This is a genomic window from Clostridium rectalis, assembly GCF_900626095.1.
Taxonomy (GTDB): domain Bacteria; phylum Bacillota; class Clostridia; order Clostridiales; family Clostridiaceae; genus Clostridium_AS; species Clostridium_AS rectalis.
In genome coordinates this window covers 480,790-500,535 of the sequence record NZ_UYZZ01000001.1, presented here as the reverse complement: position 1 = coordinate 500,535, position 19,746 = coordinate 480,790, and the positions used below count along the sequence as shown (strand labels likewise).

Genomic DNA, 19,746 nt, shown 5'->3' with positions numbered 1-19,746 from the left:
TATTAATCTAACTATAATATTAATAAACCTACATTTTTATTTAGTATAAAAATGCAGGTTTCAATTTCTAATAATAAATAATTAAGTTAATTATTTAAGAAACACTTGCTTTGTTATTTTATTACTATTAATATCTATTATGTTAAAGTTTATTTTTTTAATAGAACTGTCTGATGTTTGTAAAATATCAATTTTATAATCATCTTCAACCTTTTTTATATATATTTTTAATTCATAATCCTTATGCTTATATTCTTTTGTAATTCCATCATCATCATAATAAATATAACTAGCTTCCTTATCCATAAAAGCTATAACATCTAAGCTCTGATTTTTTAATTTATCTACACAGCTATTATGTTCTCCTAATATTAAAGCTTTATTTTTTCTTATAAATATAGGAGTGGATTTTAATGGTACATTTATATAATGATGTCCTTTATTTAATATTTGTAACTTCTTGTTTTTGTATGATTCCATATTCCAAAATAACATATCTTCCGGCAAATAAACATATCTTCCTTTAACATTTTGTTTATATATTGGAGCAATCATTAAGGAATCACCTACCAACAATTGATCCTCTATTAAGTCTTCATTTTCATATTCAAAAGTAATAGCTTTAAAATAACAATCATCATTTTTTGCTGCTTTCATATATTCACTGTAAATATATGGTATGAACGCATATCTATTTTCTATAACATTTTTTAAAGTATCTATAGTATCTTCATCAAATTTATAAGGTTCTTGTTGTCTCGTACCTTTTGAAGAATGATTCCTAAAAAGTGGAGTAAACATACTAAACTGATTCCATCTAATTAATAAATCCGATGTGGTATCACTTCCAAATCCACCGGTATCTGCACCTGAATATAGAAAACCACAAATATTTAAATTTGGCATCATCTTTATATTCATTTCTAAATGTTGCCACCATGATTTATTATCTCCTGTCCATATTCCAGAATATCTGTGCATACCTATACAAGAGGCTCTTGAAAATAATAAAAATCTTTTACTGGGCTTTATTACATTAAAAGCCTTAGCTGCAGCCTTAGTCATATTATAACCATAGATATTATGAACTTTATCATGTCTTATAAGTTTTCCATCTAAATTATGATAAAATCTTTTATAGTCTTTTATATTATTACTAATCTGTAAAAAACTATCTTTAAGATTAAAAAAACTATACACATCTAAGTTTTTTCCTTTTGATTTTTCAGCCTTATCTAAAGCTTCTCTTAAAGATTCTTCTGAATAAAAAATTGCCGGTTCATTCATGTCATTCCAAAAACCTTCTATCCCATTATTAATTAGCATTTTATATTTCTTTCCAAACCATTTTCTAGTTTCTTCATTTAAAAAATCTGGGAAGTGGACTTTACCCGGCCACACTGCTGCTACAAAAGGTTTATTATTTTTATCTACACAAAAATACCCTTTCTCCACACCTTCTTCATATACATCATAGCCATCTTCTATCTTCACTCCTGCATCAATAATAGGTATTAATCTTATTCCTTCTTTCTTTAAACTCTCTACAAAGTCTTTAAAACCACCAAAAGTATCTTTGTTTATAGTAAAATCTTTAAAGCTTTCCATGTAATCTATGTCTAGACAAATTCCATCTAGAGGTATATTATTTTTCTTAAAATTCTTTACTATATCTAAAATATCATCTTTACTTTTATATCCCCATCTACTTTGTTGATACCCAAAAGCCCATTTAGGGGGGATATAGCTACTTCCTACAAGTTTTCTAAACTCTTTAGATATTAAATTTAGACTCTGACCTTTTATAATGTATAAATCATAATCATTTTCTGGTACCTTTATAGATATTTCATCACATTTAGTATACCCTAAATCAAAAATCACTCTTCCTGGGCAATCAATAAACACACCAAAAGTCTCTTTCCCATGTATAATTATAAAATTATGTGCGGAATATATAGATCTTTTATCTTCTGTGTGATCAAACTCATCACTGCAAAAACTTTCGTAAATCCATCCTTTTTTATTTATACCCCTTACATTTTCTCCAAGTCCATATATTACTTGATCTTTATAAAGATTGTATATTAATTCATTACTATTATTTATTTTAAAATAAGGTATTAAATTATTGTCGCTCTTTTTAATATTTAATGTAACCACTTCTGTATGGGGAACAGAACCAAAACTGAATCTATTTATACTCATAAATTTTACCCCTCCTACTTAACTGATCCATTCATAATTCCCTGAATGATATGCTTTTGCATGATTAAATAGAATATTACAATTGGTATTATAGATATTACCAACCCTGCTAAAGCTAAGTCCCATCTTTTTGAATACTGCCCAAAGAAATAAAACATTTTTAAAGGGATAGTCTGCCATTCGGGTCTATTTATTACTAACTGTGGTAATAAAAAATCATTCCAAATCCACATAGAGTTTAATATTGCAACTGTAACTGTTATTGGTTTTAATATTGGAAATACTATAAGATAAAATATCTGAAATTTATTACATCCATCTATTACTGCTGCTTCTTCTATCTCCTTTGGTATGCTTTTTATAAACCCATGATATAAAATTACAGATAATGATGTACCAAATCCTAAGTACATAAAAATTAATCCTCCAGGATTTAAAAGACCCGCTTTTCCCATTATCCTAACTAGTGGAAGCATTACAGCTTGGAAAGGTACTAGCATCGAGGCGGAAAACATTAAAAAGATAAATGTACTTATCTTACTTTTCGTTCTAACAAGCATCCAAGCAGCCATAGAGGAAAAAAATATTATTACTACAACTGAAACCACAGTTATTAATATGGAATTAGTAAAAGATTTTATAAAATTTAATTCTTCAAAGGCCTCCTTGTAGTTTTCTAGTGTAAAACTATCTTTAGGAAGACTTATAACATCAGAAAATATACCCTTTTGTGTTTTAAAAGAATTTACAAGTACAATATAAAAAGGAGATATAAATATTAAAGCAAGTATTATAGAAATTAATAGTATACAAATTTTTTTACTCCGCTTCATTACATCTCTACCTCCCTTCTCTTATTAAAATACATTTGTGTAAGTGTAATAGATGCTACTATAATTAAAAATATTATTGCCTTAGCTTGAGCTAATCCAAAATTATTAAATTTAAAAGCGGTATCATATATATTCATAGCTAACATTTGTGTTGAATTAAATGGTCCCCCAGCTGTGAGGGAGAGATTTTGATCATAAAGTTTAAATGAATTAGATAAGGTTAAAAATATTCCTACTGTAAAAGCTGGAGAAACTAAAGGTATTATTATTTTTCTTAATATCTGCCCTCCACTAGCTCCATCTATTTTCGCTGCTTCAATTACATCTTCTGGTATATTCTGCAACGCAGATATATAAATTATCATCATATATCCTGCCATTTGCCAAGACATAAGTATAACTAATCCCCAAAAACCAGTCACTGTATCTGAAAGCCATCCTCTTAAAAAATCTATTTTTAAATTTGCTCCTATAAAGTCAAATCCTTTAGTAAATATAAACTGCCATATAAACCCTAAAATTAGTCCTCCAATAAGATTAGGTAAAAAAAATATTCCCCTTAAAAAATTAGAAATTTTCAATCCCTTCGTTACAAGAATTGCCAGTAAAAAACCTATTACATTTATTGTAATAACCGAAACTATAGCAAACATAGCGGTAAACATAAATGCATCAAAAAAAAATTTATCATTTTTTATAATCTCAACGTAATTAGCCAACCCTATAAACTGTGATTTTTCTTCTATACCATTCCATGAAGTAAATGAATATAGTACTCCCATAATAATAGGTATTAAAACTACTACTATAAATACAAATAACACTGGTAATACAAATACAGCAAACCACTTTTTGTTATTTTTATTCATATTTGTCCCTCCTTAAATGGAGAAGGTGAGGGATCTTCCCCCACCCTTTAAAAATTATTTTCTACTCTTCTCCCATTGCGCTTTAGACTCCCTTATTACTTCATCCCAAGACATTTTCCCTGATAAATATTTTTGAATATTAACACCTAAAGTATCCTCTCCCCAAGCAGTTGGATATCCCATGAATACCCAAGGAGTTGTTTTTCCTTTTTCTATATATGCAAGAATTGATTTCCCTAATGGATCATTAGGCTTTATATTCTCATACCCCTTTAAAGCTGGTATGAAGAAAAATTTATTTACAACATAATCTTTTCCTCTATCTGAAGTATATAGCCAATTTAAAAAATCCTTAGCTGCTTTTTTAGCCTGATCTGGTTGATCTTTATTTATAACCCAATACATTGGTACTCCAACAGGTATACAATCCTCTTTTCCACCTTGTACTGGTATTGGAATTATATCTAACTTTTCTGCAACCTCTTCATCTACTCCTTTAACTTGACCATAAACCCAATTACCCTGTTGAATAATAGCCACCCTTTCAATAGCCAAACCTTGCTCAACTTGTGTTGCATAATCTACTGCATTTAATTTTTCTCTAAAGTTACCATTTGATGAGTGATTACTTTGAAGATCTATAAGTTTTTTATACCCATCTTCATATTTAAATAACAGTTTTTTTGTATTATACGCTTCTATTGAATTTTTAAACTCTTGCCCTAATACAGCATTTGAGCTATGGAGCCCTGTTACCCATTTTTCTTTAGCTGGAAATTCAAAAACTGATTCTAACTTAGGGAAACTTTTTTTTAGTTCTCCTGATTTTATTTTTAAATCAAGCTTTTTAACAGCATCCTCTAATTTTGCATAACTATTTATTTTACTTCCATCTATTCCTGCCGCTTTAAAAATATCCTTATTATATATTAATCCATACCCTTCAGTATTGTAGGGAAGTCCATATATTTTTTTATCCATAGTTACACCATCTAACATTCCTGGTAAAGCCTTACTTACCCAGGGCTCTTTAGATAAATCATCCAACTTTTTCTTCCAATCTTTTACATCCTGTGGTCCCCCTACATTAAACACTGTTGGTTCTTTACCAGACTGAAATTTAGCCTTTAAAGCTGCACCATAATTATCTCCTCCACCAACAGTTTCTACATTTATTTTTATATTTGTATTTTCTTTTTCATATTCCTTTGCAGCTTTTTTAAATTCTTCTGCTACTTCCACTTTAAACTGAAATATATTAACCTCTGTTTTATCCTCTTTTCCAGTACTACTAGTTTCCGCTGATTTTCCACATCCTAGCATGGTAAACGTTAATACACTGGTTAGCCCCATAGTTAAAACTAAAAGTCTTCTTTTTTTCACTTTAATTACACCTTCCTTTTACTTTTAATATAAAACTTAGTTTTAGAACCGATACCAATAAATATTTAAAATTACACTAAATTAATTTACATGACTGTCCCTCCACTAACTTAGTATCTAGAATAATATGTTGGTTATTTTCTTCTTTATTCATTAATCCTAATAATAACTCTACACTCCTAATGGCCATTTTAGTTTTAGGTTGATATATTGTGGTTATAGGTGGATTATAATATCTAACAATATCCATACCATCAAACCCCATAATTGAAATATCTACCCCTATTTTATATCCACTATCTATCACCGCTTTAGCCGAACCTATCGCCATAATATCTGAAATGCAAAATATTGCTGTAATATCATCTCGTCTCTTTAATATTTTCTTTGTAGTAATATAGGCATCATGAAAACTATATTTTCCTATGGTTACAAGCTCTTTATCAAAACATATCCCACAATCAAATAAAGCCTGTCTATAGCCTTTTAACCTTAGTTTTCCAACACCAAAATCATCATAAGTTCCAATTATTAATAAAATTTTTCTGTGGCCATTTTTAATAAGATATTTTGTAGCCTCATAAGCAGAATTTTCATTATTAATACCTATAGATGAGAAACTATTGCATGCAGTTTTAGAAAAATTTGTAACGGATGTTAGCACAACTGAAACATCTAATTTTTTAAAACTTTCATCACTTATACAAGTAAAGTCTCCACCTAAACATATAACTCCTTGTAACTTTTTTTCCTTTATAAAAGTTATTAAAGCATTTAAGTCTTCTGTAGTATTTTGATCATAGTGTTGAAGTATCATAGTATAGTTTGCTTCCTTTATTTTGTCACTAATAACTTTAACCATTTCTGAAAAAAAAGGATTGTACACACCCTTTACTAATACTCCTATACATTTACTATTATTTTTTTTCAATATTCTAGCACTATTATTGGGTATATAGTTATTTTCTTTTATAACATTTAATATTTTTTTTCTTGTCTCATCTTTTACGTCTGGATGATTATTAATAACCCTTGATACCGTACTTACACTAACCTTAGATATTCTAGCTATATCCTTTATATCCACAAAACCCCTCCTGTTACAAAATACATTTATCTTTTACAAAAACTACCCGGTACCGTTTCCAAATATATTTTTAACATATTTCTATTAATACAATATGTTTCCTATATACTATATATTACACCCTACTTAAATATTAAACAACATATTTGTTTTAATATTTAGAATATTCTAGTTTAATACAAAAATTTATAAATATACATTAATTCTTCCAAATTAAAAATAATTTATAATATATAGATTATTTTTAACTAAAGTAGTAACTACTAGATAAACTAAAATATTTTTTTAATATGTGAAGTTGTCATCATATTTTTTATATTATTCTATTCTTAGTTTCTTTATCAAAAAAATAAACTCTATTATCATCAAAAGAAAATTTTATTTCATCTCCCTTTTGAAATGGAGTATTTCCATTTACTCTAGCTGTAAAACTTAATTCACCCACTTTAATATATATATAACTCTCGGCCCCCATAAGTTCTGTAACATCCACAACACCCTTTATATCATATTTCTCTCCCTTTTTCTCGTCCCATATCTTTAAGTTTTCTGGTCTTATACCTAGAATCATTTTTTTCCCTACATATTCCTTTTTCTTCAATATATCAAATTTTTTATTTAAAATAGTAATATTCCCATATTTAAAATCAAAGTCTGTGTTTCCATTGCTTTCGACTATTTCTCCCTCTATAAAATTCATTTGAGGACTTCCAATAAATCCAGCTACAAACATATTTAATGGATTCTCATATATTTCTCTTGGTGATGCTATTTGATTAATAACTCCATCTTTCATCACAACTATTTTTGTCCCCATAGTCATAGCTTCAGTCTGGTCATGAGTTACATATATAAATGTAGTCTTAAGCCTATCATGAAGCTTAGCTATTTCCGCTCTCATCTGAACTCTAAGTTTTGCATCTAAATTAGACAATGGCTCATCCATCAAGAATACTTTTGGTTCTCTAACAATTGCCCTTCCTAATGCGACTCTTTGACGTTGACCTCCTGATAAAGCCTTTGGTTTTCTTTTTAAAAGTTCTTCTAAATCTAATATTTTTGCTACCTCTTTTACTTTGTTTTCAATTTTTCCCTTAGAAACTTTTCTTAGTTTTAAAGCAAATGCCATATTTTCATAAACTGTCATATGAGGATATAGAGCATAGTTTTGAAATACCATAGCAATATCTCTATCCTTTGGCTCTACATCATTTACTAATTTATCATCAATATACAATTCTCCTTTAGAGATTTCCTCTAAACCAGATATCATCCTCAAAGTAGTAGATTTTCCGCAACCGGATGGTCCAACAAAAACTACAAATTCCTTGTCCTCAATTTCTAAATTAAAATCCTTAACTGCCTTCACTTCCCCAGGATATATTTTGTAAATATGCCTTAAAGACAAACTAGACATTTTATTACCCCCTTTTTATTTCCATAGTTAAATTTTAACTCAATTTACTTAATTAATCTATAATTGTTATTCCCAATTTATATTCAAATTTTAATATTAACTTTGAAAAAATCTGAAGTTTATCACTTTACATCTATTGCATTTCTAATTTATAGTTTTGATAATTTATCTAATACTTCTTCTATGACCTCTTTTGGATATTTGTCACATAAAATTTTTATTACTGCCTCTGAAGCTTTTTTATTAAATTCTTCTTTATTTTCTCCTTCTGGATAATGTACTATAACTTCCTTTACCTCAGATGATTTTCTAGCCAAATTTTAATCCCCTTTTTAAAATTATTTCCCATTATACAATATATGATTTATATATTAAACCGTTCCAAATTTATTTTAAATTCATATTTTAATAATAACTTTATAATTTTGAAGGGTGATAATCATGATTGCCGCAATATATTCAAGAAAATCTATATTCACATCAAAGGGGGAATCTATTGAAAATCAAATAAAACTATGCAAAGAATATGGAAATAAAATAGGGATTCAAAAATACATCTTATATGAAGATGAAGGTTTTTCTGGTGGGAATACAAATAGACCAAGTTTTCAAAAACTTATAAGAGATGCTAAAGCTAAAAAATTCAATTTCCTTATATGTTACCGTTTGGATAGAATAAGCCGTAATGTAGCAGATTTTTCTTCTACTTTAGAATTACTACAAAAAAATAATATAAGTTTTATTTCTATTAAAGAACAATTTGATACCACATCTCCAATAGGAAAAGCAATGGTATATATAGCTTCTGTTTTTGCTCAATTAGAAAGAGAAACTATCTCTGAACGTGTGAAGGATAATATGTTAGAATTAGCTAAAACAGGACGGTGGCTTGGTGGTCAAACTCCTTTAGGGTTTCATAGTGAAAAAATATTATACCTTGATCATAATTATCAAGAAAAGTATATGTACAAACTTTCTCCAATAGAATCTGAACTAAATTTGGTTAAACTAATATTTAATAAATACCTAGAATTTAAATCTCTAAGAAAAGTTAATAATTACCTATTAGAAAACAACTTTAAAACTAAGCTTAAATGCAACTTCAATATTAGAACAATATCGGATATATTAAGCAATCCAACTTATGTAATAGCTAATGAGGCTGTTTTTAACTATTTAAAAAATTTAGGTATAAATTGTGTTGGTATACCAGATAATAAACATGGTATATTAACGTATAACAAAAAAAATGAAAAAAATAAATACAAAGACACATCAAAATGGTTAGCTGCAATATCTAAACATGAAGGTATTATCGATGCATCAACTTGGCTTAAGGTTCAGTCTATTTTAAACTCCAATAAAATTAATTCACCTAGATTAGGAAAAACTCATAATGCTTTACTTACAGGTATATTAAGGTGTGCAAAATGTGGTTCACCTATGACTGTTATACATGGAACTAAAAATAAATTTGGATCTAAATTTTTCTATTATAGCTGTTCTATGAAAATAGCTAGTAAAGGTTCTAAATGTAATAATAAAAATATACGCACAGATAAATTAGAAAGTGCCCTATTAAATAATTTAAATAAACATATATTAATATCATTTTCTCATTTAAGTAAAACATTTTACAATCATTTAAAATATAGTTCCAATTCTAAAGATCCTAATATAGAACTTAATTTATTTAAAAAAACTATAAAGGAAAATGAGATGGCTATTAAAAATTTAATAAATCAACTATCACAAAATAAAACTTCCGTTGCTGGTAAATATATAATAAAAGAAATAGAAGCAAAAGAAAATATTATAAATAATACTAAAAAACAAATCTTAACTTATAAAAATTCAAAAATTAATTTATCTAATAATAATATCCATGTCATCTGCCATGATTTAAAAAAAATTAGTTATTTTACAGAGAAATTAGAAGATAAATACAAAAAAATTTTATTTCATTATTTAATAAAAAAAATTATTTGGGATGCCTCAATAGAAACCATAAGTATATACCTAAAATAATTTTATTATTGCAGTTTGTTTGGGAAAGCTGAAGCAATGTGTACGGGATCTTTAGCTGGGCATAATGCAGTAAGACATTATTTAGGAATGCCTCTTTTAATACTTCCTAAAGCAACAGCCATAGGGGATCTTATAGCTTATGCTAATTGTAAAATGGCTACAAAAGAAGGTAGACGCAATAGATATACTTTCGCTGGTGCGGGATATTTTAAAAGAATGAAAGATACAAACTTATATTCCGTTAATAATGAAGAAATAAAAAATAAAATACAGAAACTTAACTTAAGCAATATAATGTCGGAAAAATTAATATAATGTAGAATATCATTCCATATTTTCCTCTAATCCTCTAGAATATAAGTTGCCATTTAAGCAAAAACTTATAGTACAAAAGAAAAACAAAACAAAAATAAAAAAATATAAAAAAATAGGAGGAAAAACATTATGGCAAATTATAGTTCTAATAAATTAGTAGTACCAGAGGCTAAACAAGGATTGAACAATTTTAAAACTGAGGTAGCTTCAGAACTTGGATTAGCAAACTACGAAACAGTAGATAAGGGTAACTTAACTTCAAGACAGAATGGTTCAGTAGGTGGAGAAATGACTAAAAGAATGGTTGAAGCCTACGAAAGAAATCTATAATAAAAATTAAAAGAATCGCATAAGCGGTTCTTTTAATTTTTGTATTTATAAATAACTGCATCTTTTTTGATAATACTTTTAGATATACATAATTTATTCACACTTCTGTAAAGTTTTTATATCATATTTTAAAATCAATAAGTAGTACTTTTAATGCAGCTTTGTGATATATTCCATTAAAAATGAGAAGATAATATTCGCTATCACACCAAAATTCTCAAAAAACTTTTTATAAAAAAATATATATCTTATAAACAATTAAGCTGCCCTAAAGTTAAACTTTAGGGCAGCTTAATTGTTTATTTTAATGTTAAGATATAGGATACTCTTTTAATTCTTTTATATAAAATTCTATTGTAGCTCCACCTAGTTCATTATTATAAGCCTTAATATCACCACCATAATTATCTATTATCTTTTTTGCTATAAAAAGCCCTAATCCAAAATGGTTTTTATAATCTTCGTCTTGATAAAAAGCCTCAAATAATTTAGATGTATCTTTTTGTTTAAATCCAGAGCCTGTATCACTACATTTAAATATGATTTTATTTAACAAACTTAAATCATCCCTGACTTCTAATATTATTTTTCCCCTTTCAGTAAACCTTAAACTATTATATAATATATTATCTAATATTCTAAATAACATACTTCCATCTAATATATATTTTTCTTTATTTAAATTTATAATAAATTCAATAGTTACATCTTTCTTTTGTGTTAAAGATTTTATTTCTAACTCCTTATATTGAAGCATCTTTTTTAAATCAACTTTCTCATTTCTAAGTAAAAAACATTCCCCTTCAACTTTGTATAGTAATGAAAGATTATTAGTTAAATTAGTCATCTTATCACAATTTTTATTAATTATACTCATATTATCATCTATTTTATACTTAGGATTATCTTTTAAATCCTCTATTATTTCAATTTGTCCTTTAATGACAGTTATAGGTGTTCTTATATCATGAGCTATAGATGAAACCATCATTCTACGTTCATTATCTAATTTAGAAAGATCTTTAATATTACTTCTTAATGTTTTTACCATCATATTAAAGGATTGTTGAATTTTGTTAAATTCTTCTCCTTTTACCCCTGTTATATGAAAATCAAGATCACCTTCACAAATTTTTTCGGCACCATTTAAAAGTATATCTACATTTTTGGATATATATTTATACAATTTAGAAGTAAATAAAGATAAAAATAATATAAAATACAATATTGGGGCAAACATTGCTATTGAGTATATTATTAACTTACAATTATTAGTTTTAAAATTGTTTTTTATAAAATCAAAAGGAGCTTTTATAACATATATAGCTTTGATATTGTTATCTTTGGTTATTCCTACATATCTGTAAATATAATTATTATCATATTTATCTTGATTAATGGAATTTAGGATATTAAAATTATCATTTTTTATTCCTTCTTCACCATACAAATGGTTACCTGCTAAATCTATAACCTCACCTTGAAGTTCTATACTATACTTTTTTATATCTATTAAATTTCCTTTTAAAATACTATCCCCATTTTTTTCTACCTCTTTAGCTACTTCATGAATATACTTAACATAATAATCTGTAGGTTTATTATTACCTAGCATCTGAATAACTAGCACTATAAATATATAAGTAACCATAGTTGAAATAACAGTGTATATAAATACTTTTAAAACTAAATTATAAAAATCCCTTTTTATAGTCTTACTTTTCATCTTTTACTTCCCACTTATATCCTTGTCCATATACTGTACTAATATAAGATTTTTCTTTATCTATACATCTAATTTTTTTTCTTACATTTTTTACACTTTCAGTAACAGTATCTAGATAACTTTCAGAATTCATTCCCCAAACACTATCAAGAATTTTTTCTTTTGAAAAAACTATATTTTTATTAGTCATTAAAAACTTTATAAGTTTATACTCCTTCTTAGTTAACTTTAACTTTTCACCTTTACATAATATTTCATTAGCAAAAACATCCAATATTATATTTCCCGAACTTAATATATAAACTTCCTTGTTCTTTATTCTCTGTTCCCTTCTTAAATGACTTTCTATTCTAGCCTTTAATTCCTTGAGACTAAATGGCTTAGTAATATAGTCGTCCCCTCCTACAGAAAAAGCCTCTAGTTTATCTTCTTCTAAAACTTTAGCACTTACAAAAATTATAGGACAAGATACCTTTTCCCTAATAAGAGTGCAAAACTCTATACCATCCATACCAGGCATCATTATATCTAATATTATTAAATTAAATCCCTCATTTATAATCTTTAGTGCTTCTTTATAATTCAAAGCTACTTTAATATCATAACCATAATTTTGCATATAACTTTTTATTGTTGTACAAATATCCTCATTATCATCAATAACTAAAATTTTATTATTTATCTTCATATTAATCGCCTCTTTTATATAAATTATTATCTGATTAATCCCAATCTATTTTTGTTAATATCTTTGTTTATAATCTCCTAATGAAAAAGCTGTGTCCCAGGGAGTTTTTCTCCCTTCTTTTATAGATAATAGTGTTAAAATTATACCTACTACCCCTTCAAGTATTCCTATTGAATTATAAGATTTAACCTTACCTAATTTTTTATCTATATCTACAAAATTAAATATATTTTTTTCATCGTAGAAGGAAAGAATCTTATTATATAACTCCAATGATATAAACTTAAATTCATCAATATTTGTTAATTCATAAAACTTATTACTTATATAAGCAATGCCTGAATACCCATGACAAAATGTAGGGGAGTGAACACATTTCAGTCTTTTACTAGCGATTTTTATGCACTGAAATGCATAATCAATATATTCTTTATTATTTAATAATCGCCCAGATAAAAGTAATGAATATGCTACCCCAGGAGCTCCATAACACCAGGCATCTCTACAGCACTCTTTGTTATTAATATTTTTATTATATTCCTCTAGAGTTACAACATAATCCCACCCGTATTCCCTTCTTTCTCTTACTCTATAATTAAATAAAAACTCAGAAATTTTCTCAATAGTTTCCCGCTGTCCTTTAACTTTTATATTCAAGTTTTCTGCATTACACAAATTAACTAGTAAAGATGGAACCCCATGGGATAGCCCAAGATTAAAACATCCTTTTTCCCAAAGTTCTTTTTCTTGTTTAGTTATCTGTTTTTCAGGTTTTATATACCATCCTGGAAGATCTATTCCCCTAAAATTTTTATATTTACACAATTCAACTATATAATTAAGCATCAAAATTATTTCTTCTTCCATATCATTTTCAAATAACATACAGTAATTTAATATACCAGATACTCCAGAAATAGCATCATAATCTTGTACGTCCACACCTGATTTCTTATTTAGAAAACTTAAGAAATCTCCTATTTGGTTTTTTATAATTTTATTAACAGTATTAATGAAACCTTTATATCTTGTTCCATTTTTAGATAAACATATTGCTGATAACCCTATTCCAGACAACCCTGAGAACATAGATAACAACAAATTTGAATCTTCCTCTAATAATTCACCTATTTTTTTTATATATTCATGACCTTTTACATCCCAACCATCTTCAGGGTATAACTCATTTAGTTCACCATACAAAATACATAATGAGGGTATCCCCTCACTTAATGATAATTCATTAAATCTAGAAATTTTTTCTCCATCAATTTCTATATAATTTTCTTCTTTAGTAACACACCCTAATATTTTATTATAATCCGATAACTTAAAAGCCGTATTATATACTATCTCCCTAATATCCAAATTGTACAGTTCTTGTTCCACGATAAATCCTCCTAACTTACTACTTTCCACTGAAGGGTTTCAATTTCATACATCTTTCTATATGTTTTATTATTCTGTAATAATTCTTCATGTGTACCAATACCTATGACCTTTCCTGCATCTATAACAATTATTTTATCCGCTAACTTAGCCGTTGATAATCTATGAGAAATAAAAATCCCTATTTTCCCCTTAACCATCTTTATAAACATATCAATAATACTCTTTTCTGCTATGGGATCTAAGGCAGAGCTTGGCTCATCTAGGATATATAAAGAAGCATTTCTAAATAAAGTTCTTGCTATAGCAATTTTTTGCCACTGCCCCCCTGATAACTCTACCCCATCATTAAACCATAATCCTAATTGATCATCTAAATTATCAATATAATCTATATTGATGCTTTCAAGCACTTTTTTCATTTCATCATCGTTAGATATATTTTCAATATCACCAAAACCTACATTTTCTCTTAGTGTTAGCTCATACTTTACAAAATCTTGAAATAATGCAGCGATATTCCTTCTTAATTCAATACAATCATAGGTATTTATGCAACTATTGTTAAAAAAAATTCTATTATCCTTTACTTTATATAAATTTAATAGCAACTTTACTAAAGTGCTTTTACCCGAGCCATTCTTACCAACTATTGCCACTGTTTCTCCTCTTTTTATTTCAAAATTTATATCCTTTAGAACATCAATATTATTAGATGGATAACTAAAAGTTAAATTTTTAACTTCTATTTTTTCTATTTCACTTATCATATTTTTTTTATCCAAAGTTTCTCCATTTTCAGATAAATCCTCCTCTATAGATAAAAAATCAAATAATTGTTCTATATATAAATTATCTTGGTATAAAGAATATATTGTGTTTAATATCTTTTTACTATTAGAAGAAACTAAATTCAACGCATTTATTAATCCAACTACATTTCCTATTAGTATTTCTCCTATAGCTGCAAAATATATTACAATTATTAATATTACATCTATACATAATTGTTCTACCACTTCAAATAAAAATGTGAATAAATTCCTCTTCTTTAGTAAACTAATATCCTGCTTTAAAAAATTTTCATTTATATTTTTAAATTTTTGAAGTAAATATTTTCCCAAATTATATAATTTTATTTCTTTAAATGCATTGTCTCTTGTTAGCAAATATGATATATACCAACTTTCTCTGGCCTTTGAAGCTCTTGCCCATAAAACATTAAATTCCCTTTGAGCTATTTTGAAAAAATATAAAGATGATACTAGAGGAATCAGAACTAGTATAAGCAATACCCAAGGCTTCCAATTGCATATAATAATAACAGAGGATACTAAAGTAACCGAAGAAGTTATTATATTTATAATAGACATAAATATTGTGTAGGGTTTATAAGAAGTTTGATCTTGTACACGTTGAAGCTTATCATACACATCTGCATCTTCAAAATGTCTTAACGATAAATTAGTACATTTTTTCATAACCATATAACTAAGCTTATATGTTATAAGTTTTTGAAAACGTCCATCAAAATATTCAGATAAACACCCCATACATTCACTAAACAAGTTAGCTACTATATATATAATTAATGCAACGAGTATTACGTTCATAGTAGTTCTTCCTATTAAATTTAAAAGATTTTGAGAAGCTAATAAAGTAATTATAGGACATATTCCTGTTACTGCACTCAATAATAAAATTATATAAAAATTAGTTTTATCCACCTGTTTTATTAATTTAAATACCCTAGGGATCATTTTCATAATATTTAATATTCCCTTTATTGTAACCGGAGTATCATATTCTTTTAAATCCATAATATACTCTCCTCTTATAATTTTAAAATTTATAGTTTTTCTTTTCTTTATTCTTGAAATACTTTAATGCATATAGTGCATGGGATGTTAATGCTCTAACCTTTTTTTCAAAATCCCTATCTATACCATATAATCTATTACAATGTAAATGTATTATACTATCTAATATAGACAATTTATACAATTTTTGCAAATTGTTATTTATTATATCCCCATATTCCCTTACTATTTCCATTCTTTTATCTAAAATATTTAATAATAAAACTCCTTCTTCTAGTTCTCTTAGATTTCTCCAATTATCACTACTATTACATAGCTTTATATATTCATCTCTATTTTTATTAAAATCATCTCTATAATCTGAAGATTTAACTTGTGTCCTTAAAAAAGAAACTTGTTCTTCATATTTAATTTTAAAAGAGTCCATATAATGTATTATAGACACCATCCCTATAAGCTCCCTTGAAAACCCTAAGTTTTTTAATCTAACTTCTCTTAATATGTCCTCTACTACCATACTATCAAAATAAAAAACAGTTTCCGCTACATCCATTAGCTCTAATCCACCATATCTTTCTATCTCTCTATCATAAGCATCAATATTGTATTTACTTATTAATCCTTTGCTTATTAAATCCTTAAGCCAAACTTGTAATTCAGGATATAAATCCAAAAGTTTCGTCCTTGATGAATTCAATCTTAATCGAATATGTGGTACTGGATCTGCATAACGCATGAAGAAATATCTATATACTTCCCCTGTGTTAACCTTTTCTCTGCAATATTCTGAAATATAAAATCCAATTAAATCATCTATATTACTTGTTACACCATATAACTTTAAATAAAGCCATTGATCGAAAGGAAGTTTTAGACGGTGCTCACTTAAGCTAGGAATATATTCCTTTGTATTTTCCATTCCTTCTAACTTTTCCCCTTCTTTTCTTACTTTTACTAATGGAATCACTACTTCACATAAATATTCTTTATCTTCACTATCTATAGCTATATTAAACTCACCATCTTCATAAGAATTTAACACTACTTCATCCTGGTTATTATTAATTTCATGTTGTAATATTTTTAAACATCTATTATCCTTGGTATTCAATAATGTCCTATTATCTTGTAATGTTATATAAATATACTTAGGGATATTATATTTCTTGAAATAAGTTTCTACTTTATTTTTAAAATCCTCAAAACTAGTCTTTTTACTCACTCCTAAAAATTCTTTATTAATCCTCCAAATTGAAGGTGAAATAATAAAGTTTTTATATTGAACTTTAGGAATAAAAATACTATCCTTCAAAATATTTTTCCATGGAAATTGAAACCATGATCTTTTCCCATCATAATTTATATCTGATAAAAATCTTATAGCATTTGGTGCCAACTCCGTATTAAGCATATTATTCATTGTTATGACTAATTTTTTATTTAAAGATTTACTTTTAGCATAAAATTTATTATTATCTAACCCTATAAGAATATCATCTAAAGATAATTTGTGTTTATCATCCTTTGAGCTATTAGTAAATAAAGCTAATTCGTAATCACTTCCATGTATATTCCTAGCAACATTAGCTATTCTTACTCTATTAGGTAGGTATACAAGTTCACATGTTATATAATCATTACTCATAGTTCTTTCTAATTCATTTTCAGCTATATTATTGAAACATTTTTTCTCTTCTTCCATCATATAGGAAAATCTTCCAAAAGATTTACCTGCAGTATTAGATCCCAAATTAGGACCTAAATAATATCTATATTTATTCTCTTCTTTATCTTTAGAAGTAGTTTTTACTATTAAATTAATTTCTAAAGAATTAGGTAGTTCTTCATAAGAATACTCATCTAACTGCAATTTTTTTATTTCTTTATCAGTTATAGTTATATGCTTATTATTTTTTATTGCTTCTATATATTTATCTGAAAAGTACCTTTTTATTTTATTATCCACTTCGTTATTTAATAGTGTACTTTCATATCTATTACTTTCAGGATGCATATAATCAGCTGGGGCCCCTATCCCTCTATCATTATCTAACATCTCTAGTAACGGTACCTCTCTATTATGACAATAATTTTCAATAAATTGTTGTTTATATCTTTCAAAATATGAATCCTTTTGTCTATATGGAATTGCCAAAGTTAAAAGTATATTTAATAAATCATTTATTTCATCTATAACTTTACTATTTATTGTTTTTTCTTTTAAATTTAATTTCATATCTACTTGTAACAAACTTTTACAAGCAACAATATTTTTCATTATATGACATATTGTTTTATATAGTTCCTCTCCTTCCCCTAGGTCAGTTTCCATATACTCATTAATCATTTTTTTAACTTTTTTTAGTTTTTCTACTAATTTACAATCATTATTTAATTTATTAATCTCATTTATAATATAGTCAAACTGATCCTCTACAGTTAGAGGAGGCATTAAATTAGATATTAGATATTCATTTTCTATTAAATTAATTAAAAAATCTTGGATTTTTTCATTATACTCATATCCATAATTCTCAATTAACCTTTTCATCAATTCTTTATATGATATTGATTTTTTTGCTAACACTAATACCTTCTCTAATGCTCCTGTTAATCTTACACTTATTTCTTCAATACTATCATCCTCTTTTTTTCTTGTTGTATATAGTAAAAAAGCTCTATCCCCTTTTAAAAAAATGCTATCATTTGTTCTAAATTTTAGATTAATATATTCCTTTTTTTCTACATATTTTACTAATTCCACTAACCATTTCATATCTGGACGGACATATTTTTTATACTTATTATCTGAAAATTGAAATATAGTTTTATAATTATTATAAGTTCCAAAATCCACTCCAGAAAATAATCCAAAAGGAGTTGGTCGTGTACTTATTCTAATTAAATATTTATATATAGATTGTAAAAAGTAACCTTGCTTTTTTATACTTTTCCCCTGTGCAAACTGCGTTAGAGTATTATAAAGATTAGGACTACCTATTAAAATGCTCTCCCTGAAGATAGGGTTATTACATAGTATTCTTACTTCTTCTAAACTCTTATCTTTTTCATATTGTTCATTAAAAAAATCAAAAAATTTTTCTATAGGAAGTGTTGGAGTTCTAATCATAAATGTATTTATATTTTCATATACGTTTTTTTTCATTTCTTAATCTCCTTTGCCAAATAATGCTTAAAACTAGCTTTATTAAAGACTAGTCAAAAACATTAATTTACCATTGATAATTAATACTTTTGATTAACCTTTAAAGCAATTCATAATTAATTCACATATTTACAGATAAAAGATAGTAAAGAATTACCTAATCCTTCACTATCTTTTATTTATAAAAAACTGATTGGTTTATTTAATATTATTTACAACCATTGCTTGTACAAGTCATTAATATTCCAGTAACACATCCTGGTGTACAAAAACTTTTACTTTTCCAAGTTGGCTCTACACCCTTCTTAGTAGTTTCCTTTACCTTTAAGTCTAAATCAAAATCGTTTAATTTTCCCATTTTTCCACCCTCCAATATATTCTTTAAATATGTTGTAACCAATAAATTTTGTTTGACGTCTTAACAAAATATTTAAGTTACTATTTATTATGTCTTATAGACTTGTCTACAGTTAATATTTTACAATAT

15 protein-coding genes and 1 pseudogene are annotated in these 19,746 nt (G+C 26.7%); 3 read left to right on the top strand and 13 right to left on the bottom strand.

Annotated features, from left to right (window positions below; translation table 11 throughout):
- Positions 1-90: 90 nt before the first annotated feature.
- The 7 genes from EJL03_RS02265 to EJL03_RS15915 all read right to left on the bottom strand — a co-directional run bounded on the left by EJL03_RS02265 (position 91) and on the right by EJL03_RS15915 (position 8,114).
- Positions 91-2,208: a glycoside hydrolase family 31 protein gene (locus tag EJL03_RS02265; protein WP_125152340.1), complete on the bottom strand. Its 2,118-nt coding sequence runs from the start codon at positions 2,206-2,208 to the stop codon at positions 91-93.
- 14 nt (positions 2,209-2,222) lie between these two features.
- The gene (locus EJL03_RS02260) at positions 2,223-3,041 is read right to left on the bottom strand and encodes a carbohydrate ABC transporter permease (protein ID WP_125152339.1); all 819 of its coding nucleotides are present in this window, start codon (positions 3,039-3,041) and stop codon (positions 2,223-2,225) included.
- Positions 3,041-3,910 (bottom strand): carbohydrate ABC transporter permease, encoded by an 870-nt coding sequence (locus EJL03_RS02255; protein WP_125152338.1) that lies wholly within the window; start codon positions 3,908-3,910, stop codon positions 3,041-3,043. The genes EJL03_RS02260 and EJL03_RS02255 overlap by 1 nt, the downstream gene beginning before the upstream one ends.
- 54 nt (positions 3,911-3,964) lie before the next feature.
- The gene (locus EJL03_RS02250) at positions 3,965-5,293 is read right to left on the bottom strand and encodes an ABC transporter substrate-binding protein (protein ID WP_243108604.1); all 1,329 of its coding nucleotides are present in this window, start codon (positions 5,291-5,293) and stop codon (positions 3,965-3,967) included.
- Positions 5,294-5,369: 76 nt separating this feature from the next.
- Complete coding sequence (locus EJL03_RS02245) at positions 5,370-6,380, bottom strand: LacI family DNA-binding transcriptional regulator (RefSeq protein WP_125152337.1); 1,011 nt, start codon at positions 6,378-6,380, stop codon at positions 5,370-5,372.
- 313 nt (positions 6,381-6,693) lie between these two features.
- Entirely contained in the window at positions 6,694-7,797 is a 1,104-nt protein-coding gene (locus tag EJL03_RS02240) for an ABC transporter ATP-binding protein (RefSeq protein ID WP_125152336.1), read from the bottom strand.
- Between the two features lie 149 nt (positions 7,798-7,946).
- Complete coding sequence (locus tag EJL03_RS15915) at positions 7,947-8,114, bottom strand: hypothetical protein (protein ID WP_164508975.1); 168 nt, start codon at positions 8,112-8,114, stop codon at positions 7,947-7,949.
- Positions 8,115-8,238: 124 nt separating this feature from the next.
- On the opposite strand from EJL03_RS15915, the gene EJL03_RS02235 reads away from it, so the two are divergent.
- The 3 genes and pseudogenes from EJL03_RS02235 to EJL03_RS02225 all read left to right on the top strand — a co-directional run bounded on the left by EJL03_RS02235 (position 8,239) and on the right by EJL03_RS02225 (position 10,470).
- A complete protein-coding gene (locus EJL03_RS02235) occupies positions 8,239-9,825 on the top strand; it encodes a recombinase family protein (RefSeq protein WP_125152335.1) in 1,587 nt (528 codons plus the stop codon).
- A gap of 21 nt (positions 9,826-9,846) precedes the next feature.
- Positions 9,847-10,140: pseudogene (locus EJL03_RS02230) on the top strand (FAD-dependent oxidoreductase); the annotation flags it as partial.
- Positions 10,141-10,269: 129 nt separating this feature from the next.
- A complete protein-coding gene (locus tag EJL03_RS02225; RefSeq protein ID WP_125152334.1) occupies positions 10,270-10,470 on the top strand; it encodes an alpha/beta-type small acid-soluble spore protein in 201 nt (66 codons plus the stop codon).
- A gap of 310 nt (positions 10,471-10,780) precedes the next feature.
- Here the strand turns inward: EJL03_RS02225 and EJL03_RS02220 are convergent, their stop codons facing one another.
- The 6 genes from EJL03_RS02220 to EJL03_RS02195 all read right to left on the bottom strand — a co-directional run bounded on the left by EJL03_RS02220 (position 10,781) and on the right by EJL03_RS02195 (position 19,617).
- A complete protein-coding gene (locus EJL03_RS02220; protein WP_125152333.1) occupies positions 10,781-12,196 on the bottom strand; it encodes a HAMP domain-containing sensor histidine kinase in 1,416 nt (471 codons plus the stop codon).
- Positions 12,186-12,884, bottom strand: coding sequence for a response regulator transcription factor (locus tag EJL03_RS02215; RefSeq protein WP_125152332.1), 699 nt, complete (start codon positions 12,882-12,884; stop codon positions 12,186-12,188). Before EJL03_RS02215 ends, EJL03_RS02220 begins: the two co-directional genes overlap by 11 nt.
- A gap of 54 nt (positions 12,885-12,938) precedes the next feature.
- Entirely contained in the window at positions 12,939-14,273 is a 1,335-nt protein-coding gene (locus EJL03_RS02210) for a lanthionine synthetase C family protein (RefSeq protein WP_243108602.1), read from the bottom strand.
- A gap of 11 nt (positions 14,274-14,284) precedes the next feature.
- Positions 14,285-16,093 (bottom strand): ABC transporter ATP-binding protein, encoded by a 1,809-nt coding sequence (locus EJL03_RS02205; RefSeq protein WP_125152331.1) that lies wholly within the window; start codon positions 16,091-16,093, stop codon positions 14,285-14,287.
- Between the two features lie 22 nt (positions 16,094-16,115).
- Positions 16,116-19,259 (bottom strand): lantibiotic dehydratase, encoded by a 3,144-nt coding sequence (locus tag EJL03_RS02200; protein WP_125152330.1) that lies wholly within the window; start codon positions 19,257-19,259, stop codon positions 16,116-16,118.
- Between the two features lie 208 nt (positions 19,260-19,467).
- The gene (locus EJL03_RS02195; protein WP_125152329.1) at positions 19,468-19,617 is read right to left on the bottom strand and encodes a gallidermin/nisin family lantibiotic; all 150 of its coding nucleotides are present in this window, start codon (positions 19,615-19,617) and stop codon (positions 19,468-19,470) included.
- Positions 19,618-19,746: the final 129 nt, after the last annotated feature.